Origin of the sequence: Pseudomonas sp. JY-Q, assembly GCF_001655295.1 — a bacterium.
GTDB classification, from domain to species: Bacteria; Pseudomonadota; Gammaproteobacteria; order Pseudomonadales; family Pseudomonadaceae; genus Aquipseudomonas; species Aquipseudomonas alloputida.
This window is the reverse complement of sequence record NZ_CP011525.1, coordinates 4,846,834-4,866,241: the sequence shown is the minus strand read 5'-3', so window position 1 is coordinate 4,866,241 and position 19,408 is coordinate 4,846,834. Positions and strand designations below refer to the sequence as shown.

21 protein-coding genes are annotated in these 19,408 nt (G+C 62.1%); 13 read left to right on the top strand and 8 right to left on the bottom strand.

Translation table 11 applies throughout. The features are described 5' to 3' along the window. Positions 1-55 precede the first annotated feature (55 nt). Positions 56-1,396, bottom strand: coding sequence for a PLP-dependent aminotransferase family protein (locus AA098_RS21885; protein ID WP_012051411.1), 1,341 nt, complete (start codon positions 1,394-1,396; stop codon positions 56-58). A gap of 172 nt (positions 1,397-1,568) precedes the next feature. Here AA098_RS21885 and AA098_RS21880 point away from each other — a divergent pair, with 172 nt between their 5' ends. The 4 genes from AA098_RS21880 to AA098_RS21865 are packed head-to-tail and all read left to right on the top strand — an operon-like array spanning position 1,569 to position 5,174. After that, positions 1,569-2,282, top strand: a complete 714-nt coding sequence (locus AA098_RS21880; protein WP_003254905.1) for a serine O-acetyltransferase — start codon at positions 1,569-1,571, stop codon at positions 2,280-2,282. After that, positions 2,279-3,067: an alanyl-tRNA editing protein gene (locus AA098_RS21875; RefSeq protein WP_004576216.1), complete on the top strand. Its 789-nt coding sequence runs from the start codon at positions 2,279-2,281 to the stop codon at positions 3,065-3,067. The genes AA098_RS21880 and AA098_RS21875 overlap by 4 nt, the downstream gene beginning before the upstream one ends. Then, positions 3,064-4,275: an MFS transporter gene (locus AA098_RS21870; protein WP_019750615.1), complete on the top strand. Its 1,212-nt coding sequence runs from the start codon at positions 3,064-3,066 to the stop codon at positions 4,273-4,275. Before AA098_RS21875 ends, AA098_RS21870 begins: the two co-directional genes overlap by 4 nt. Continuing rightward, entirely contained in the window at positions 4,272-5,174 is a 903-nt protein-coding gene (locus AA098_RS21865; protein WP_004576214.1) for a pyridoxal-phosphate dependent enzyme, read from the top strand. Before AA098_RS21870 ends, AA098_RS21865 begins: the two co-directional genes overlap by 4 nt. Positions 5,175-5,341: 167 nt before the next feature. On the opposite strand, the gene AA098_RS21860 is transcribed toward AA098_RS21865, so the two are convergent. Genes AA098_RS21860 through AA098_RS21845 form a run of 4 tightly spaced genes read right to left on the bottom strand, consistent with a single transcriptional unit; the run spans position 5,342 to position 6,996 of the window. After that, a complete protein-coding gene (locus AA098_RS21860) occupies positions 5,342-5,539 on the bottom strand; it encodes an SEC-C metal-binding domain-containing protein (protein ID WP_003254900.1) in 198 nt (65 codons plus the stop codon). Positions 5,540-5,546: 7 nt separating this feature from the next. Next, entirely contained in the window at positions 5,547-6,020 is a 474-nt protein-coding gene (locus AA098_RS21855) for an LEA type 2 family protein (protein WP_003254899.1), read from the bottom strand. Positions 6,021-6,022: 2 nt separating this feature from the next. Beyond that, positions 6,023-6,499, bottom strand: coding sequence for a YchJ family protein (locus tag AA098_RS21850; protein ID WP_004576212.1), 477 nt, complete (start codon positions 6,497-6,499; stop codon positions 6,023-6,025). A gap of 2 nt (positions 6,500-6,501) precedes the next feature. Further along, positions 6,502-6,996 (bottom strand): DUF6231 family protein, encoded by a 495-nt coding sequence (locus AA098_RS21845; RefSeq protein ID WP_004576211.1) that lies wholly within the window; start codon positions 6,994-6,996, stop codon positions 6,502-6,504. A gap of 159 nt (positions 6,997-7,155) precedes the next feature. Between AA098_RS21845 and AA098_RS21840 the strand changes: the two genes are divergently transcribed. From AA098_RS21840 to AA098_RS21830, 3 genes are all read left to right on the top strand, one after another. Beyond that, positions 7,156-7,848, top strand: a complete 693-nt coding sequence (locus tag AA098_RS21840; RefSeq protein WP_003254894.1) for an OmpA family protein — start codon at positions 7,156-7,158, stop codon at positions 7,846-7,848. An 89-nt stretch (positions 7,849-7,937) separates the two neighbouring features. Further along, positions 7,938-8,657, top strand: a complete 720-nt coding sequence (locus tag AA098_RS21835; protein WP_064614996.1) for an OmpA family protein — start codon at positions 7,938-7,940, stop codon at positions 8,655-8,657. A gap of 98 nt (positions 8,658-8,755) precedes the next feature. Continuing rightward, entirely contained in the window at positions 8,756-9,031 is a 276-nt protein-coding gene (locus AA098_RS21830; RefSeq protein ID WP_003254892.1) for a DUF1145 domain-containing protein, read from the top strand. A gap of 122 nt (positions 9,032-9,153) precedes the next feature. On the opposite strand, the gene AA098_RS21825 is transcribed toward AA098_RS21830, so the two are convergent. Next, complete coding sequence (locus AA098_RS21825) at positions 9,154-9,618, bottom strand: CopD family protein (protein WP_003254890.1); 465 nt, start codon at positions 9,616-9,618, stop codon at positions 9,154-9,156. 98 nt (positions 9,619-9,716) lie between these two features. On the opposite strand from AA098_RS21825, the gene dinG reads away from it, so the two are divergent. The 5 genes from dinG to pdxH all read left to right on the top strand — a co-directional run bounded on the left by dinG (position 9,717) and on the right by pdxH (position 17,199). Beyond that, positions 9,717-11,861, top strand: coding sequence for an ATP-dependent DNA helicase DinG (gene dinG, locus AA098_RS21820; protein ID WP_064614995.1), 2,145 nt, complete (start codon positions 9,717-9,719; stop codon positions 11,859-11,861). Between the two features lie 79 nt (positions 11,862-11,940). Further along, positions 11,941-14,175, top strand: coding sequence for a beta-galactosidase (locus AA098_RS21815; protein WP_060538669.1), 2,235 nt, complete (start codon positions 11,941-11,943; stop codon positions 14,173-14,175). 134 nt (positions 14,176-14,309) lie between these two features. After that, on the top strand, positions 14,310-15,455 hold the full coding sequence (locus AA098_RS21810) for an EstA family serine hydrolase (RefSeq protein ID WP_004576208.1): 1,146 nt from the start codon (positions 14,310-14,312) through the stop codon (positions 15,453-15,455). 99 nt (positions 15,456-15,554) lie between these two features. After that, complete coding sequence (locus AA098_RS21805; protein ID WP_003254886.1) at positions 15,555-16,532, top strand: OmpA family protein; 978 nt, start codon at positions 15,555-15,557, stop codon at positions 16,530-16,532. 19 nt (positions 16,533-16,551) lie between these two features. Further along, the gene (gene pdxH, locus AA098_RS21800) at positions 16,552-17,199 is read left to right on the top strand and encodes a pyridoxamine 5'-phosphate oxidase (protein WP_003254885.1); all 648 of its coding nucleotides are present in this window, start codon (positions 16,552-16,554) and stop codon (positions 17,197-17,199) included. Between the two features lie 39 nt (positions 17,200-17,238). Here the strand turns inward: pdxH and AA098_RS21795 are convergent, their stop codons facing one another. Continuing rightward, the gene (locus AA098_RS21795) at positions 17,239-17,472 is read right to left on the bottom strand and encodes a hypothetical protein (RefSeq protein WP_003254884.1); all 234 of its coding nucleotides are present in this window, start codon (positions 17,470-17,472) and stop codon (positions 17,239-17,241) included. 147 nt (positions 17,473-17,619) lie between these two features. On the opposite strand from AA098_RS21795, the gene AA098_RS21790 reads away from it, so the two are divergent. Further along, positions 17,620-18,084 carry a glycine zipper 2TM domain-containing protein gene (locus AA098_RS21790; protein ID WP_003254883.1) on the top strand — a complete coding sequence of 155 codons (465 nt, stop codon included), beginning with the start codon at positions 17,620-17,622 and terminating at the stop codon, positions 18,082-18,084. Between the two features lie 69 nt (positions 18,085-18,153). Here the strand turns inward: AA098_RS21790 and nhaA are convergent, their stop codons facing one another. After that, positions 18,154-19,347, bottom strand: a complete 1,194-nt coding sequence (gene nhaA, locus AA098_RS21785) for a Na+/H+ antiporter NhaA (RefSeq protein WP_173879536.1) — start codon at positions 19,345-19,347, stop codon at positions 18,154-18,156. Between the last annotated feature and the right edge of the window lie 61 nt (positions 19,348-19,408).

The window sequence follows — 19,408 nt, the reverse complement described above, 5'->3', positions numbered from 1 at the left end:
GTAAGCGCGCAGGCGCCATGCAAGGTCCCAGGTCGGTTTATTTGATCGCGCCGGGTCAAACCTCGAAGTGCTCGGCCAAGGCGTCGGAAAAATGCGTGCAATTGATGCGCGTGTAGCGTTGGTAGTCACGGCTCACCGCGAATGCAGAGCCCGGCATCAGCAGGATCTTGTGTTGCTCCAGTTTACGCATGAAAGGTTGCAGGTCGGGCAGGTCCGGGTGGTAGACCCAAAGGAACATACCCCCTTGCGGCGCTATATCGAACTGCCAGCCGCGCTCGAGCAGCAAGCGTTGGGTTTGCACTTGCTGGCGGATCAGGCGCTGCTGCACGTCTTTCATGTGCCGGGCATACGTGCCATCCGACAATATGGTGTTGACGAAGCGTTCGCAAAACGCAGGGACGGCGACGCAGGTCAGCAGTTTAAGGCGTGTGAGCGGTTCGATCAGGTCTTGCGAGCAGGCAATGAACCCCACGCGCAGCGAGGCCGACAGGCATTTGGAGAAGCTGCCGATGTAGATAACCCGGTCAAGGTTGTCCAGCTCGGCAAAGGTCTGGCGCACAGCAGGGCTGAAGTCCCCATAGACATCGTCCTCGACCACGAAGAACTCGTGCTCCACCGCCAGGCGCAGGACGCTGAAGGCGTTGTGCGGGCTGATGTTGCTGCCGGTCGGGTTGTGGAAGGTGCTGTTGCAGAAAAACGCCTTGACCTTGTGCCTGGCCAGGTGGCTTCTCATTTCTTCCACATCTGGCCCGTCCTGGGTCCGCCGAATGCCGACGACGTGCCCGCCAGCCAGTTGGATCAGCTTGATCAGGTTGCCGTTGCCCGGCTCGTCGACGAAAACGTGGTCGCCCGGTTTGATCAGCAACCGTGCAACCAGGTCCAGGCCTTGCGTGGCACCCAGTGTGGTCAGCAACTGGTTGGGCCGGGCTTCGACACGGGTCAGCCGTTTCATGTGCACGCACAGCTGTTTGCGCATGGGCAGGTACCCCTGGATGTCGCCGTACTCTGCCAGCGAGCTTTGCTCCAGCCGCGCCGTGCGACGAATTGCCTTGGCCAGCAGTTCGGTGTCGCGCCACGCGGGGGGCAGCCAGCCGCTGCCCAGCTTGGTGAAGTGCTGGCCGCCCTGCAGCAGCCGGAACAGGGGGTCGCCGGCCATGCATTCGGGTTCGTGGATCACGCTGGTCTGCCTGGCGCGGTTTGCCACGAAGTAGCCTCGCCCAGGTGATGCCGTCAATACCCCTTCGCTGACCAGCTGGGCATAGGCCGACACGACGTCGTGGTAACTGAAGTCCACTGCAGCGGTCAGCTTGCGGATGGAGGGCATGCGTTGCCCGGGCAACCACTCGCCTGCATCCAGGCGTTGTTTCAAAAGGTGATGAAGGCTGCAGGGGATCATGGCAGGTCCGAAACCGTTAGAAAAAAAAGCCTAACAGTTAACGGAAATGCTTGTCGACTGTTCGTTTGCAAATGGCCAGCACATGCCAATATCCCCGTGTCGGAACTTTCGGCTGCCAACAAAGGAGGCACTTTTAGCGTCTGTGCAGACCAGACAACTGGATATCAAGCCCATGCACCCTATGGACATGCAATCAGCCGTCATTGCCAGGCTTCCTGTCCCTGACGAACTGGAGTCATTCAAAGTTGTAAAGAATCTTGTGACCTCGGCGTTATTGGAGTGTTGTTCAATCGTCGAGTTCGAAGCACTGAAAGAAACACCGGTCATTGAACGTGTGACTGAACAGGCACATGCCGATTTACAGGCATTTGCCATGAAAGATCCGGCTGCCGGCCGCGACCTGGTCTTCATTGCAAAAACCTACACCTCTTATTCTGCGGTTTTGCATTATCGGCTGGCCCATTGGATCTACAACAATAGCGCCGCGACCTACGGCGCCGGCGGTCAATGCCTGGCCGCCATGATCTCCAGGCGCGGAAAAATGCTTTCGGGGGCGGAGATCCATTTCCGCAGCCGCATTGGTGCGCGCTTCATCATCGATCACGGCATGGGCACCGTCATTGGTGAAACGTCGACCATTGGTGACGATTGCTACGTGCTTGGCGGCGTAACCCTGGGCGCCCGCGGTATCAGTGACAACCCCTCGAGCCCCAGGCACCCGACGTTGGGTAACCGGGTGCAGATCGGCGCTTTCGCCAGTGTGCTGGGCGCAATTCATGTCGGTGACGGTGCGTTTATCGGGCCGGGCTGCATTGTGACCAAAGACGTCCCGGCCGCTGCCCGGGTACAGGTTAAAACATCATTGCAGGTGGTATTGGAATCATGAACGCTCTGAACTATGAAGTTTTAAGAAATACCGAAAAACTGTATTACAAAGACCAGTACCTGGCGGGCGCGAATACGCAAGTAGCGCGGGTGCACAGTGACGGCATCGAGTTGCTGAGTACGGTGGCCTATCCAGAAGGGGGGGGCCAGGAAGCGGACTTCGGCACCATTGAATTACCGGTGGGTACCGTGCGATTCGTCTGGGTTAAAAAACTCTACGGTAGCCCTATTCGCCTGGACGGTTTCAAAGGCGGAAAACTGGGCGGCATTATTATTCACAGCCTGCACCCGGATGATTTACACCTGTTGGATGAAGTCACCGTGGGCATGCCGGCCCGCGTCACTATCGATATTGAACGGCGCGAACGGCTGACGTTGTCTCACAGTGCCAGCCACTTCCTGTATGCCGCCGCCATCGGGCTGCGTGAAGAACTGAAGCAATGGACGATCGGCTGCCATATCAAGGAGGACACGGCCCGTTTCGACTTCCTGGTCGAGGACGCTTTCACGGCTGAAGACGTACTTGAAATAGAACGACGGGCGAATGAACTGATTGGCTGCGATGCGCCGATCGAGCACTACGCGGTTCAAGGCCTGGAAGACGCGCGTTTGTGGACCTACGACGGCATCGAAATCCCGTGCGGTGGTACGCACCTCGATTCGCCTCGGCGCATCGGGCGCCTTAGCGTCAAGCGCAAACGCCTGGGTAAAGGCAAGGAACGGCTGATCTGCGTGTTCCCCGAGGCCGAAATCGACTTGTCCACTTATCACGAGCACGCACTATGAACAGCACGTTACCGCGGCGCACGTACCTGTACTTCACCGCACAGTCGATCAACCTGACGACTGCCGTGATGTCGGTGACGATGGCCGCCATTGTCGGGGCTGCGCTGGCGCCTGATGCCGCATGGTCCACGGTGCCGTACGGGTTCCAGTTTCTGTGCCTGATGTTGGCAACTTATCCGGTCTCCAGGCTGATGAGCCGCATCGGCCGTAAAAAGGCGTTCATGCTGGGCGCGATTCCCCTGGCGCTGTCTGGCGTCAGCGGCTTTCTGGCGGTGGAGCACCAGCATTTTCCAACGCTGGTCCTCAGCCACTCTGCATTGGGTGTGTACATCGCGTTCGCCAACTTCAACCGGTTCGCGGCAACCGACAATCTTTCCCAGGCCTTGAAGCCCAAGGCACTTTCGCTGGTCGTAGCGGGCGGGGTCATCGCGGCTGTCGTCGGGCCGACGCTTACCGAGTGGCTGCGTGACGTGGGTGGCTACCCACTGTTTTCGCTGTGTTATGCCGCGTTTGTCGGCCTGGCGTTGCTTTCATTGTTGATTGCGCTTTGCCTGCCCAACGATGCCGGTATGGCCAGCGCGGTCAACAGCGCAGCAAAGCCGGCCAGTGTCCGTGCCGAGCCGGCAGGCCCGAGCGTGGTTGTGGCAATGGCTGTCGCTGCGTTGGGCTACGGGATCATGAACCTGCTGATGATCCAGGCCTCGATGCACATGAAACATATGCACGAGGACTTCACTGACGTCCGCCTGGCGATCCAGTGGCATGTGATTGCCATGTTTGCCCCGTCGTTCTTCACCGGCGCCATCATCCAGCGGCTGGGTATCAAGACCACCATTTGTGCGGGCCTGGCCCTGTTGATCGGTTGCTCGGCGATGAATATCTGGTCGCACAGCTACGCCATGATGACCTTGGCACTGATTGCCCTCGGGCTGGGCTGGAACCTCACTTACGTAGGCGGAGGTGCCTTGCTGGCCCAGTCACTGCAGAACAGCCCGGCAGCGATGCAGATGCAGGGCAAGAACGACCTGGCGATTGCCATTTTTGCCACCCTCGGCGCATTCAGCCCCTCGTTGTTGCTGAGCTCGGTTGGCTGGGACGGTACCAACGCCATCTGCATGGTCCTCTGCCTGGGGCTGCTGGTTGCCACCGCCAGCCTGCTGCAGAACAAGGCCTGCCTGCAAACGTCAATGGAAGGTAGCCGCAAATGAGCGAGCTCATCAGTGTCAGCGATCGTATCTACACCAAGCTGGAAATGAACAACCCGGGCGGTAGCCACAAATACCGGGCGGCGCGGCGGATCATCGAACATGCCGTGCGCAAGGGTGACATCATTCCCGGAGTGACGACCGTCATCGAAAAAACCGGTGGCAGCTTCGGCTTTGGCTTGCTGGCGGCCTGCCACAAGTACCAGGTCGCCGTAGAGCTGGCGGTCGGGCTGAGTTTCAGCCAGACGAAGCGGGATCTGCTGGAGTGTTTCGGTGCTCGGCTGATCGGCAAGGAAATGCTGATGGCCGGTGCCACGCCCAAGGACGTGGTGATGCATCACCTGGATAACCAGGCCGCGTTGGGTAAGTCATACTTCTACACCGACCAGTTCAACAACCCGGTGGGCATCGAGGCCCATCGTTATCAGACCGCCAGTGAACTGGCCCTGCAACTGACCAACGCCGGGGCAGGGCGGCAGATCCTGTTCGTGGGCTGTGCGGGTACTGGCGCCAGTTTCACGGGTATCACCCTGGGGCTGAAAGACCATGGCTTCGACGTGTCGACGGTGCTGGTCGACCCCAATGGCTGTGATTCGAGGGCTGGCGTGTTCGCCGATCATCGTTTTGAAGGCATGGCCGTGGGCGTTTGCCCGCCGTTCATGGACTGGTCGCTGGTGGACGAGCGGGCTCAGGTGCAACATGCAGAAATGCTCGCCGCACAGCGCTGGTTCTACATGCAGAGTGGCATTTTTGTCGGTAATACAGCCGCTGCCTGCCTGGCGGTTGCCCAGCGCATGGCCCAGCACCCGCGGTATGTCGAGACCACCCTGGTGACCATCGCCTATGATGCCGGCCTTTGGTACCAGGATCTGCTGGGGGCTAACCGGCGAAAGGCCGCGTAGCCTCCTGTGTCAGGCTCATGATCCAGAGGCTGGCACGCTACCTGGGGAGCGGGCAAGCACGCGAAGCATGCGACGCGGTGTATGGCACGGGCTTCGCCCGTGTTCGCGGGCGCGCCCGCTCCCACAGTGATCGCGCAATCGCTCAGATGTTGAATCGCGTCAGTCGATCAGGCGCCGTGGCACTTCTTGTACTTCTTTTCGCTACCGCACGGGCACGGGTCGTTACGGCCAACGTCCTTCAGGGCGTTGCGCACCGGCTCCTGGTGGCCGTGGTTGCAGTGCGGGCCGTGTACATGGCCGTGGTCGTGGTGGTGATCATGGTCATGGTTGCAGTCAGGGCCATGAACGTGGGGTTGTTGGGACATTGCAGGGTTACTCCGGTATGTGATCGCCGGGGATTATCTCACCACTGCGCGAGATGTGCAGGTCCTGATGGATGAGCAATCCGGTCGCCAGTTCGCCCTGCAGGGTGTAATGCAGCGGCTGCTTGCTTCTGAGCAGCTTGGCCAGTGGCTTCAGGTGCTGCCACAGGTTGGTTCGTGCGGTGATCTTGAAAGTGCGCCCTGCATGCCCGCCCACGCTGCGCCATATGCTGGCTTCATCCTGCACCAGTAGCAGGTCATTGAGGCGTATTGCATACGACACGTTACGAATGAACAGGCGGCTGTCATTGGGGTTGTCGACCCGCAGGTGCAACACGAACTCCTGTTCCAGCAACCTGGCCTTGACCGTTTCGACCTCGACCAGATGCACTTCGGGTTCGCGCCAGTCCTCACCCCAACTGGCACAGCCCGTCAGCCATGCCAGTAGCGCACCGAGCAGTAGCAGACGGGTGCGCTTGATCATGTTCAGTTCCCTACGTAGCTGGCGCAGCATTTCTTGAATTTGTGCCCGCTGGCGCAGGGGCAGGGGTCGTTGCGCCCGGCCTTCAACCCGACCGTTGGGTCGATGAAGTACCAGCGGCCGGCATGCTGGACGAACGCCGAGCGTTCGCGGTGCTGATGATCGCCGTCTTGGTCGTGCCAGCGTGCGGTGAAGGTGACGAAGCTGTGCTCGGGTTGGCCGCCCAGCACTTCTGCGCTTACCACCTCCAGGCCCAGCCAGGTGCTCTGTGCACTCCAGTCGGCCATGGCAGCACGGTCCAGGCCGGCTTGCTGGGCCGGTAGGGTGGTGGCTACCAGGTAGTCGACCAGGCCCAGCACGTAGGCACTGTAGCGTGAGCGCATCAGGGCCTGGGCATCCGGTGCCGGAGTACCGGCATGGTAATGCCCGCAGCAGGCGTCAAGCAGGTTGCCACTGCCACAAGGGCAGACCGAGACACTCATCATCACCACCAGTACTTGCCGAAGTTTTCAGGGTTGGCCCAGAACCTGGCATTGAGCCAGTCCGGGACCTGCTTATAGTCATGTAGATCATAGGTGAACAGGTTCAAAACCTGTTGCTCACGGCAGAATTTCTCGCTGGCCGACATGGCCAGGGCGAAAAAGTCGGTGTCCTGCCAGCCGCAGGCAGCCAGGTCGGCCAGCACTGCAACCCGGCTGGCATTGAGGTTGCGAATGCCGCCGAGCAGCTCCAGGCCGGTGCGCTTGGGCAAGTGCTCCAGGCAGTCCACCAGTACCGCCAGGTCAAAGCGCTTGGCGGCCAGTTCAGCCGGCAGCGGCCCGGGGGCGGCGGTGTCGATGGTTACCTGGGGGTGTGCCTGGGCGAAAGCGTCCAGCGCTGGGAAGCGCGTACCCACCAGCAGCAGCCGTTGTGGAGTGAAGCGCTCGAGCAGGGCTGCCAGGGCCTGTTGCGGGGTGCGTTTGGAGAAACCTTCGGTCATTGCCATTCCTCGTTCAAGTCATCCAAGACTAGCGGGCTGCGGCGTGCGGGCAAAGGGGCATGTGACCGTGTCGTAGCTTATTGCTGGCAGGGTTGGAATGCGCGGTCTTTACTCCCAGAGATCGGCCTTATGCCGATTCCCCCTAGGAGAAGCAATGAAATGAGCATAGTACGCACAGCGATACCCCTGGTACTGCTCACCAGTGTGTTGACTGGTTGTGCAGGTTTGCAAAAAACCGACTGGCCGAAATGTGCCGCCGTCGGGGGTGTAGGCGGCGCCGCCCTGGGCGCCATCGAAAGTTCCAGCTGGGCTGGCTGGGGTGCGTTGCTGGGCGGTGGCCTGGCGGCGGGCTATTGCTGGGCCCATGGCGATGGCGACGAGGATGGCGACGGCGTGCCCGACAGCCGTGACAAGTGCCCTGGCACCCCGCGTGGTGTGCAGGTCGATGCCAACGGATGCCCGCCTGAGCCGGTTGCGGTGGTCGAAGAAGTGGTGGTGCAGAAGGAAGAAGTCATTGTCATCCGCGATGTGCACTTCGAGTTCGATTCTGCGCGCCTGACGGCCAGTGACAAAGAGCGCCTCAATACCATTGCCACGCGCCTGAAACAGGAAGCGCCCTCTGCCCGCCTTAGCGTCAGCGGCCATACCGACAGCGTCGGTTCCGACAGCTACAACCAGAAACTGTCCGAGCGACGTGCCCATTCGGTGACCGATTACCTGGTCGAGAGCGGTGTACCGCGCAGCAGCTTCGTTTCGGTGGTCGGCGCGGGTGAAACCCAGCCGGTGGCAGACAACGCCACGGCCGAAGGGCGTGCCATGAACCGTCGTACCGAGATCAAGATCCAGCGGTAAGACGGCGGGCGCCCGTGCCTCGAGCAGTGGCACGGGCGCGTCTTCATGCCGGCCAGCCGTTTGTGGCCAATGACACAGGAGCATTCAGCATGAGTGTGACGTCGAAGGCGGCTTTGCCGCTGTTGGTGGCTGCCAGCCTGCTCACGGGCTGCGCTACGCACAGCGATGGCAGCGCGCCCCTCAATCAAAGGACCTGGCCCATCTGTAGCCTGCTGGGCGGCTTGGTCGGTGGTGGCCTTGGTGCCATCGAGAGTTCTTCCTGGGCTGCCGGTGGCGGCGCCTTGGGCGCCATCGCCGGCGGGCTGATTTGTTACGCCCAGGACGGTGACGAAGATGGTGACGGCATTTTCGACCGGCGCGATCACTGCCCCGAGACCCCGGCCAACACGGCGGTCGATCACATGGGCTGCCCACTGAAACAGTACCCGGCCGCGCCACCTGCCAGTGCACCCGAACCCTCGCCAGAGGTGATCACCCTCGATGACAACGGCGCGGTGATGTTCGCCTTCGACTCCGCCGAACTGACGCCGGCGGCCCAGCAACGCCTGCAAGGCCTGGTGGCGAAACTCAATTCACCGACGGTGACCAAGGTCCGTGTGATCGGGCACACCGATGGTGTGGGCTCCGACAGCTACAACCAGGCACTTTCCGAACGCCGCGCCAGCAGCGTTGCCGAGTACCTGATCGGCCAGGGCCTGGAGATGGGCAAGGTCACCAGCCAGGGCCGTGGGGAAAGCGAGCCGGTTACCGACAACGAAACCGAGGAGGGCCGCGCGCGTAACCGACGGGTGGAGTTGCACCTCAACTGAGTGGTGCTGGTGCCTGTCTTGGCATTGCCGTTAATGTTGTTCGCACGGTTTGCTCGATCAGGCCACCTCGACATGACAACTCTCTATAGGGGCGTGGTATGAAGTTCATCCTGGGCCTGGGCAAGGTCCTGACGGTCGCTTTCTGGGGGGTGGTGCTGTTCAATCAGCTGATGCCACAACCCTTGCCCTTCAATCTGCTGATCAATGCCGCAGGCATCGTCTTGTTTGGCCTGCACCTGCTAGAAGTGCTGTTTTTCAATCGCAGCCTGCGCGGGCGCAGTCACCGCTGGTTTGACCGTTTGCAAATCCTGCTGACGGGTATCTTCCATGTCATGTCCATTCCCCGTCCGCGGGAGGCGCCGCGGGTGAACTGATCTTGCAGCGCCTCTGATGCTCACTGCGATCCCTTGCCGGAGCGGGCTTGCCCACGAACACCGGCAACGCCGGCGCCATGCACCGTGGCACCGGCTTCGCTGCAGGTTGCACGCAGCGCCTGTCAGATGACCAGTCGCGAACTGGCCACCGCAACCACTGCCAGCCCCAGCAGCAGATTGATCCCCACCATCCGCCGAATGCGCCCCAGTACCGCCGCACCCGTCGGCCAGTCCTCGGCCTGCACCGCTGCCTTCAATTCCGGCAGCAGCAACGCCTGAATGCGCATGAACAAGGCAAACATGGCGATCCCGCCACCGATCATCACGTGCACGTACCGGGGCGCCGTCTCGAAACCGCTGAAGCGCATGTGCAACATGCCGATACCACTTATCGCCAAAATCGCCACCGCCAGCCAGACCCAGCCGAAGAAGCGTCGGAAAACTTCCACCCACAAGCGCAGGCGGGCAGGCCCTTCAAGGGCTGCAACCGTTGCCGGGCGCAGCACCAGCCAGGCGAAGAACATGCCGCCGACCCATACGAGTGCGGCCAGAACATGCAGGGTGTAGGGCAGGGCAAAGGCGAGCATTCGGATCTCCATGCGGCAGAAAGGGCAATAGCGGGGTATGATAGCCGCCCCATGCGAAACACTGAAAATATATCCAGCCCTCCGGGCGCCTGCAGACCATGATCAGCAACGAACTCAAAGCCACTATCCAGGGCGCCTATTCGCGTTTTCTCGAAGCCAAGAGCCTCAAGCCGCGCTATGGGCAGCGCCTGATGATCGCCGAAGTGGCCAAAGTGCTTGGCGACATTGCCTGCGACGATGAAGGCCGCCGCGCTGGCGAGCCTGCCGTGGTGGCCGTGGAAGCGGGCACCGGTACCGGCAAGACGGTAGCCTACAGCCTGGCGGCCATCCCGGCTGCCAAGGCCGCCGGCAAACGCCTGGTGATCGCCACGGCCACCGTGGCCCTGCAGGAACAGATCGTCTTCAAGGACCTGCCCGACCTGATGCGCAGCAGCGGCCTCAACTTCAGTTTCGCCCTGGCCAAGGGCCGTGGCCGCTATCTGTGCCTGTCCAAGCTCGACATCCTGTTGCAGGAAGGCCACGCCCAGTCAGCCACGGCTCAGTTGTTCGAGGAAGAAGGCTTCCGCATCGAAGTCGACGAGCGCAGCCAGAAGCTGTTCAACAGCATGATCGAGAAGCTTGCCGGCAACCGCTGGGACGGTGACCGTGACAGCTGGCCAGAGGCCCTGGAAGACCAGGACTGGGCACGGCTGACCACCGACCACAGCCAGTGCACCGGCCGCCACTGCCCCAACTTCCAGCAGTGCGTGTTCTACAAGGCCCGCGAAGGCATGGGCAAGGTCGATGTGATCGTCACCAACCACGACATGGTCCTGGCCGACCTGGCCCTGGGTGGCGGTGCAGTGTTACCCGACCCACGCGATACCATGTACGTGTTCGACGAAGGCCATCATCTGCCAGACAAGGCCATCGGCCATTTCGCCCATTATTCGCGGCTGCGTTCCACCGCCGACTGGCTGGAACAGACCGCCAAGAACCTGACCAAATTGCTGGCCCAGCATCCGCTGCCCGGCGGCCTGGGCAAGTACATCGAGCAGGTGCCGGAGCTGGCGCGAGAAGTACGCACCCAGCAGCAGTTCATGTTCACCCTTTGTGAACAGGTGGCTGACTTCCGTCCCAGCGAGGACACCGAAGGCCGTGAGCGCCCGCGTTACCGTTTCGAGGGTGGGGTGGTGCCGGAGCAGATTCGTGAAGTGGGCATCGAACTGAAAAAGGGCTTTGCCCGCCTCAACGATCTGTTCACCCGCCTGGCTGACCTGCTCAAGGAAGGCATGGACGGCGAGGTCAATATCGGCATCGCCAGCCATCAGGCCGAAGAGTGGTATCCGCTGTTCGGTAGCCTGGTCACCCGTGCCCAGGGTAACTGGGAGCTGTGGACGGCCTTCACCGCCGAAGACCCGGAAGACAGCCCGCCCATGGCGCGCTGGCTGACCTTGGCCGAAAGTGGCGCGCTGTTCGACATCGAAGTCAATGCCAGCCCCATCCTCGCCGCCGATATGCTGCGGCGTAGCCTGTGGAGCGTGGCCCACGGCGCGCTGGTGACCTCGGCGACATTGACCGCGCTGGGCAAGTTCGACCGTTTCCGCATGCGCTCGGGGTTGCCGCGCGACGCAGTCACCTGCGTGGTGCCCAGCCCGTTCGTGCATGGCGATGCCGGCCTGTTGCGGGTCCCCGACCTGCAGGCCGACCCACGCGATGCAGCAGCGCACACCGCGGCGATCATCCGCGAGCTGCCGAACATCGTCGAGGATGCCCGTGGCGCGCTGGTGTTGTTCTCGTCACGCAAGCAGATGCAGGATGTGTTTGACGGTCTGGACCGTGACTGGCGCAAGCTGGTGCTCATCCAGGGTAACCTTTCAAAGCAGGAAACCCTGAACAAGCACAAGGCGCGGGTCGACGATGGCCAGCACAGCGTGCTGTTTGGCCTGGCCAGCTTTGCCGAAGGTGTCGACCTGCCGGGTGCGTATTGCGAGCACGTGGTCATCGCCAAAATTCCCTTTGCTGTGCCCGACGACCCGGTCGAAGCTGCGCTGGCCGAGTGGATCGAGGCACGTGGCGGCAATCCGTTCATGGAAATTGCCGTGCCTGACGCCTCGTTGAAGCTGATCCAGGCCTGCGGCCGCCTTCTGCGTACCGAGCAGGATCGCGGCGTTATCACCTTGCTTGACCGGCGCTTGGTCACGCAGCGCTACGGCAAGGCTATTCTCAATGCGCTGCCGCCGTTCCGGCGGGAAATTTCCTGACCGCCGGAGCACTTGCGCCGGCGCATTGTCCATCACCCGTCTTGGGCCCATCAGGGCCCTGAAGGAGAGCCCCAGCCTTATGATCCGCCGCACCCTGCCCGCCGTATTCGCCTTGTTGTGCAGTTCGCCCTTGCTGGCCGGGCAGCAGACGCTGTTCAGCTTCGTGCGCCCGGCTTCGGTGGTCAATGTGGCGACGGTGGATGCCGGCATGCCGCAGTACAACGCGGAACAAACGGCCGAGGGCGAGGTGTTGCGGCGTGTGGTGTTCAACCCGGCCCAGCAGCCGACCCTACGCCTGAGCCCGCAGAGTGGGGTGTGGGACTGGTCCGCTGGGCAGTTCCTGACCTTGCGCCTGCAAAGTGCCATGGACTGGGCATTGACCGTGGATGTCACCGTGCAAGGCAGCGATGGCCGCACCTTGACCAGCCGTATCGACCTGCCCGCGGGGCCCGCGCAAACCGTGCTGGTGCCCCTGACGGCCAGTTCGCCGCTGGACCAGGGCATGCGCGCCGGCCCGCCGATGCCCTGGAACCATGGTGGTCAGCGCCTCCTTTTGACCAGCAGTGCCGGTGCAGTCGACCTCAAGCAGGTGACCTCGGTCAGCCTGAGCATCCCCAGCCCCAAGGTGGCGCAGAGCCTGCTGATCGAGCGTGTCGGTATCCAGGATGACGACCAGGCGTACAGGGCGGCCTACCACGAGCTGATTGATGCTTATGGCCAGTCGACTCGCGGTAACTGGCCCGAGAAGGTATCCAGTGACGAGCAGCTCAAGGCGGCCGATACCCGTGAACAGCAACAGCTCAAGGGCTGGTTGGCAGAGCGCGGCAAGCAGCAGCTGGACGCTTACGGTGGCCTGGTGGGCGGTCCGGCCTTTGCAGCCAAGGGCTTCTTTCGCACTGAAAAGCGTGATGGCCGCTGGTACCTGGTAACGCCGGATGGGCACCCGTTCTATTCCCTGGGGGTAAACGCCGTGGCGGCAGACGGCGGGCGTACGTATGTCGCCGGGCGCGAAGGCATGTTCAAGGCCTTGCCCGCTGAGGGCGATGCACTGGCCGCGTTCTATGGCGAAAGCAACAACGACGATGGCAATGCCTCGTCGCAAGGGCGCAATTTCAAGCAGGGGCGCTGGTTCGACTTCTACGCCGCCAACCTGCAGCGTACCTATGGCAAACCCTGCCCGCCCGCAGTGGAGGGCCAGCCAGCCAGCTGCGCGCCGCCGGTACTGGATGCCGACCGCTGGCAGGCGCATGCGCTTGACCGCCTTCAGGCCTGGGGGTTTAACACTATTGGCAACTGGAGCGAGCCGGCGCTTGGCCAAGCCAGACGCATGCCGTATACCTTGCCGCTGTCGATCGTAGGCGACTACGCCAGCATCAGCACTGGCATGGACTGGTGGGGCCGCATGCCCGACCCGTTCGACCCGCGTTTTGCCATGGCCACCGAACGTGCCGTGGCCATCGCCGCGCGTGATCACCGTGACGACCCTTGGCTCATCGGTTACTTCGCCGATAACGAACTGGCCTGGGCAGCCCCTGGAAGCGACCCCAAGAGCCGCTATGGCCTGGCCTACGGCACCTTGCGTCTGACCACCGACGTGCCAGCCAAACGCGCATTCCTCAAGCAGTTGCGCGACAAGTATCGCAACCAGGAAGGGTTGTCCAAGGCCTGGGGCATCGAACTGACCGCTTGGGAACTCATGGAAGATCCTGGCTTCGAGGCGCCGTTGCCTGACCCGGAGCACCCGGAAATCGAACGTGACTACCAGCACTTCCAGCGGGTATTTGCCGAGACCTACTTCAAGACCATTTCCGATTCGTTGAAGTGGCATGCGCCCAATCACATGCTCCTGGGTGGCCGCTATGCGGTCAGCACACCGGAGGCGGTCAAGGCCTGCGCCGAGTTCTGCGATGTTCTGAGCTTCAACTTCTATACCCTCAAGCCGCAGGACGGCTACGACTTTGCCCGCCTGGCGGAGCTGGACAAGCCGGTGCTGGTGTCCGAGTTCCAGTTCGGCTCGCGTGATCGCGGGCCGTTCTGGCCGGGGCCATTGGAGCTGGCGCGGGAAGAGGATCGCGGCCCGGCCTACGCAAACTTCCTCAAGGCGGCCCTGGCGCAGCCTATGATCGTTGGTGCGCACTGGTTCCAGTACCTCGACCAACCGGCCAGCGGTCGCCTGCTCGATGGTGAGAACGGCCACCTTGGGCTGGTGGCGATTACCGATATGCCCTATCCAGGGTTTGTCGATGCCGTGCGCAAAAGCAATCTGCAAACCATGAACCAACTGCGTGCCGAGCTGGAAAAACCGGCCCCTTGAGATCAGGCAGATGCAGTCAACCCAGGTGAGAGCGGCCTTGTGTCGCGACCACTTGGCCCAAGCCTGTTTGCAAAACACCCAACTACTGAAACAATGCACACCTTTTTGGATAATGGTCGTACGGAGAGCAGCGGGTGCAGATCCAGGGTCACTATGAGCTGAAGTTCGAAGCTGTGCGCGAAGCTTTTGCCGCGCTGTTCGATGATCCCCAGGAGCGTGGCGCCGCGCTGTGCATCCAGGTGGGTGGCGAAACCGTCGTTGACCTGTGGGCTGGCAGTGCCGACAAGGACGGCCAGCAGGCCTGGCACAGCGATACCATCGCCAACCTGTTCTCCTGCACCAAGACTTTCGCGGCTGTTACCGCCCTGCAGCTGGTCGGCGAGGGCAAGCTGGCCCTCGATGCTCCGGTTGCCAACTACTGGCCCGAGTTTGCCCAGGCGGGTAAGCAGTCGATCACCTTGCGTCAGCTACTCAGCCACCGTGCCGGCTTACCGGCCATACGCAAGCTGTTGCCGGCTGAAGCCTTGTATGACTGGCAGTTCATGGTCGATGCCCTGGCAGCCGAGACACCGTGGTGGACGCCAGGCACAGAACACGGCTATGCCGCCATCACCTATGGCTGGCTGATCGGCGAGCTGATTCGCCGTGCCGACGGCCGTGGCCCTGGCGACTCGATCGTGGCCCGCACCGCCCGCCCATTGGGGCTGGATTTCCATGTTGGCCTGGCCGACGAAGAGTTCCACCGCGTGGCGCATATCGCCCGTGGCAAGGGCAATGCTGGAGACAGTGCAGCGCAACGCTTGCTGCAGGTGACCATGCGCGAGCCTGAGGCACTGTCGACCCGTGCCTTTACCAATCCGCCCGCGATACTGACCAGCACCAACAAACCGGAATGGCGGCGCATGCAGCAGCCAGCGGCCAATGGCCATGGCAACGCACGCAGCCTGGCAGGGTTCTATGCCGGGCTGCTGGACGGCAGCCTGCTTGAATCCGAACTGCTCGATGAGCTGACCCGCGAGCATAGCCTTGGCCAGGACCGTACCTTGCTCACCCAGACCCGTTTCGGCCTGGGCTGCATGCTCGACCAGCCCGATGTGGCCAATGCCACCTTTGGTCTCGGCGCCCGCGCCTTTGGCCACCCCGGTGCCGGTGGTTCGGTCGGTTTTGCCGACCCGGAGTACGATGTGGCCTTCGGTTTTGTGGTCAATACCCTCGGCCCTTACGTGCTGATGGACCCACGCGCCCAGAAACTGGTACGCGTCCTTGCCAGTTGCCTTTGATCGGGTAATGCGGGTATTGCCACACCCCTTTGACTATCCTCAATGCCAACGCCTGAAGTTCGTAGGCAAAATATCTTTCTATTTCATGGTGTATCGCTGATGTCTTCACATAAAACCTTAGCACTCGCCCTGTGCCTGACCGCCGTTACCGGCTGCGCCAGTCACTCCCCGGACGGCTCCAAGGAAGGTGGCTCCAGCTGGTGGCCTTTCGGTTCGGACAAGGTTGCCGAGCAGGAAGTGAAGTCAGCCGTCACTGAAAACGTGGCCAAAGCCGATGCCAAATCCGAAAGCTCCAGCCGCTGGTGGTGGCCGTTTGGCGGTGACGACAAGCAAGCCAAGGGGCCGGTGGTGCCAAAGATCGATCAGAAGGCCACTCAGGCCTGGCTGGACGAATACGAGCCCAAGCTGCGCGAAGCGATCAAGGACAGCAAGCTGGAGCTGGAGCGTCGTGACAATGTGCTGGCGGTAACCCTGCCGGTGGACAGCTCGTACAATCCCGATCGCCCGAACATGTTGCTGCCCATGTCCCTGGGCCCGATCACCCGCGTCGCCAAGACAGTCGAAGGCGACCCCAAGACTGCCGTACTGGTACTGGGCCATGCCGACAGCAGCGGTGCCGCCGTTGCCAACCAGAAGCTCAGCCTGGAGCGCGCCGCTTCGGTATCGGCCATCTTCCGCCTCAGCGGCCTGCAGCGTGACCGCCTGACCCTCAAGGGCATGGGTTCGGTGATGCCGCGCGCTGCCAACGACAGCGCCGAGGGGCGCGCCCTGAACCGCCGCGTGGAAATGTTGCTGACCCCGCAAAACACCATGGTCGCGCTGCTGGCCAAATACCAGCAGGCCGCCCCGGCACCCGTCCCGGCCTCGATGGTGGCGGTGCAGGATGCCAAGGCACCCGCCGCCAAGGCCGCTGGCAGCAAACCGGCCGTCAAGGCTGCGGCGAAGAAACCTGTAGCCAAGGCCAAAACGCCTGCGAAGACTGCAGCCAAGAAAAAAGCTGCGCCGGCCAAGCCTGCCGCCAAGAAAGCTGCCGTTGACAAGAAAGTAGCTGCCAACAGCCCTGCGAAGACCAACTGATCGTCAAGGAACCGCAGTAATGACCCAATCCCTGGCCGATATGCGCCGCGACTACACCCGTGATGGCCTGGCCGAAGCCCAGGCACCAGGGGAGCCGTTCGCCCTGTTCCACCAGTGGTTCGCCGATGCGGTGAAAACCGAGCAGGTACCGGTAGAAGCCAACGCCATGACCTTGGCCACGGTGGACGGCGAAGGTCGCCCGCATTGCCGTGTTTTGCTGTTGAAGGGGCTCGACGAGCAGGGTTTCACCTTCTTCACCAACTATGACAGCGCCAAGGGCCAGCAACTGCAAGCCAACCCCTTTGCGGCAATGACCTTCTTCTGGCCGGCCCTGGAACGTCAGGTGCGCATTGAGGGCCGGGTGCAGAAGGTCACGGCGCAGGAGTCGGATGCCTACTACCAGGTACGCCCGCTGGGCAGTCGCCTAGGGGCTTGGGCTTCGCCACAGAGCCGCGTGATTGCCGGGCGTGAAGAGCTGGAGGGCCTGGTTAAGGCCACCGAAGCGCGTTTCTCCGACACCCAGCCGCACTGCCCTGAGCATTGGGGGGGATACCGTTTGTTGCCCGAGCGCATCGAGTTCTGGCAGGGGCGGGCAAGCCGCCTGCATGATCGTTTGAACTATCGGCTGGTGGATGGGCAGTGGCTGCGAGAGCGGCTGGCGCCCTGAGCAACTGGGGCCGCCAAGCGGCCCCAGCCATTGATCAAGCTACCCCGGATAACCTGCCGCCTCGCGCTCCAACCACCCCGCCAGTTGCTTACGCCCCACCTTCTCCTGGCGCGCCTGCGCCAACCTTTCCAGCATGAACGCGCGTTTTTCAGGATCGGCCCCTGCCAGCGACAACGCCAGGTCGCGGTCCATCCAGCGGCGCATGCGCACATACAACCACCAGTGGAAATACAGTCCCGTAACGGTGGTGACCACGACGATGAAGTAATCCATGGCTATTCTTGGTCTCACTTGAAAGGCCTTCGACACAGCCCGGCAGGCTGTACCCCGGCTGAATGAAAACAATTTTATTACGTTTGTACCGTGACAGCCGTCAATGTGCAGCGTCTAATGAGCACCTGACTTATGGAGACTTTACCCATGCGTAAATCCGCTTTGCTGGTGGCGACCTTTACCACCATGTCGCTGCTGCTGGGGGGCTGTGCCTCGAGCCTGACCGGTGACAGCTACTCTCGTGACGAAGCCCGCCGCGTGCAAACCGTGCGTATGGGTACCATCGAATCCCTGCGCCCGGTCAAGATCGAGGGCACCAAGACCCCGATTGGCGGCGGTGCCGGTGCCATTGTGGGTGGCGTTGCCGGCAGCGCCGTGGGCGGTGGTCGTGGCAGCATCGTGGCTGCCGTGATCGGTGCCGTGGCCGGTGGCTTGGCGGGTTCCGCAGCAGAAGAAGGCCTGACCCGTACCCAAGGTGTCGAAATTACCGTTCGTGAAGATGATGGCAGCATGCGCGCCTATGTGCAGGCCGTGCAGGAGAACGAAGTCTTCCGCGTTGGCGAGCGCGTGCGCATCATGACAGTTGACGGTACCAGCCGCGTTTCGCACTGACCGTAGCGCAGTAAAACAAAACCCCGACATGGCTGCTGCCAGTCGGGGTTTTTTCATGCTTCAGCCAAGTCAGGCAACGCTGGTTTTGCGGCTGGCCATTGCGGTGACGGCGTAGCCGATCACCGCGGCAAAGAACGAACCAGTAAGAATACCCATGCGGTCCATGCCGGCATACTCACTGCTACCCGGGGCGAAGGCGAGCGAGCCTACGAACAGGCTCATGGTGAAGCCAATGCCGCAGAGTATCGCCACCCCCAGAATTTGCCCCCAACCCGCACCCGCAGGCAGCGCGGCCAGGCGCAGCTTGACCGCCACCCAGGTCAGGCCGAAAACCCCCACGGTCTTGCCCAGCAACAGGCCGACCGTGATGCCCATCGGCACGGGGTGGGTGAAGCTGTCTACGGTCATGCCTGCCAGCGAAACGCCGGCATTGGCGAAGGCGAAAATGGGCAGGATGGCATAGGCCACCCAAGGGTGCAGGGCGTGTTCCAGCGCCAAAAGAGGTGACGATTCAGCATTGCGTGTACGCAGCGGGATGCAAAGGGCCAGGGCGACACCGGCCAGAGTGGCGTGCACGCCACTTTTGAGCACGCAGACCCACAGGATCAGGCCAACGATCATGTAGGGCCCGAGCTTGACGACGCCAAGCCGGTTCATCGCCACCAGTACCACCAGACAGGCCGCAGCCAGCAGCAGCGACACACTCGACAGGGTGCCGGAGTAGAACAGGGCGATGACAATGATCGCACCCAGGTCGTCGATGATCGCCAGGGTCATCAGGAACAACTTCAGTGACACCGGTACGCGCTTGCCGAGCAGGGCCAGGACGCCGAGGGCGAAGGCGATGTCGGTGGCGGTAGGGATCGCCCAGCCTGCCACGGCTGCAGGGTTGTCACGGTTGATGAACCAGTAGATCAGCGCTGGCACCACCATGCCGCCCACGGCTGCGGTGGCAGGCAGAATCACTTGTGAGGGCTTGGACAGGTGACCGTCGACCACCTCGCGTTTGACCTCCAGGCCGATGAGCAGGAAGAACAGGGCCATCAGGCCGTCGTTGATCCACAGTAGCAATGGCTTGGCGATGTTCAGCGCGCCGACCTGGACGGCGACGGGTACGTCGAGCAAGCCGCCGTACAGGTAGGACAGTGGCGAGTTGTTGATGATCAGGGCCAGAACGGCGGCGGCGATCAGCAGCAGGCCGCTGGCAGCTTCGAGCTGGAAGAAACGGGTAAACAGGCTACGCACGGGCTTTAGGCCCTCCATGAGCAGTTTACGAAGGGTGCGGGCGTACACCCTAGCCTGTGACGATGTTCCTTAAAACAAA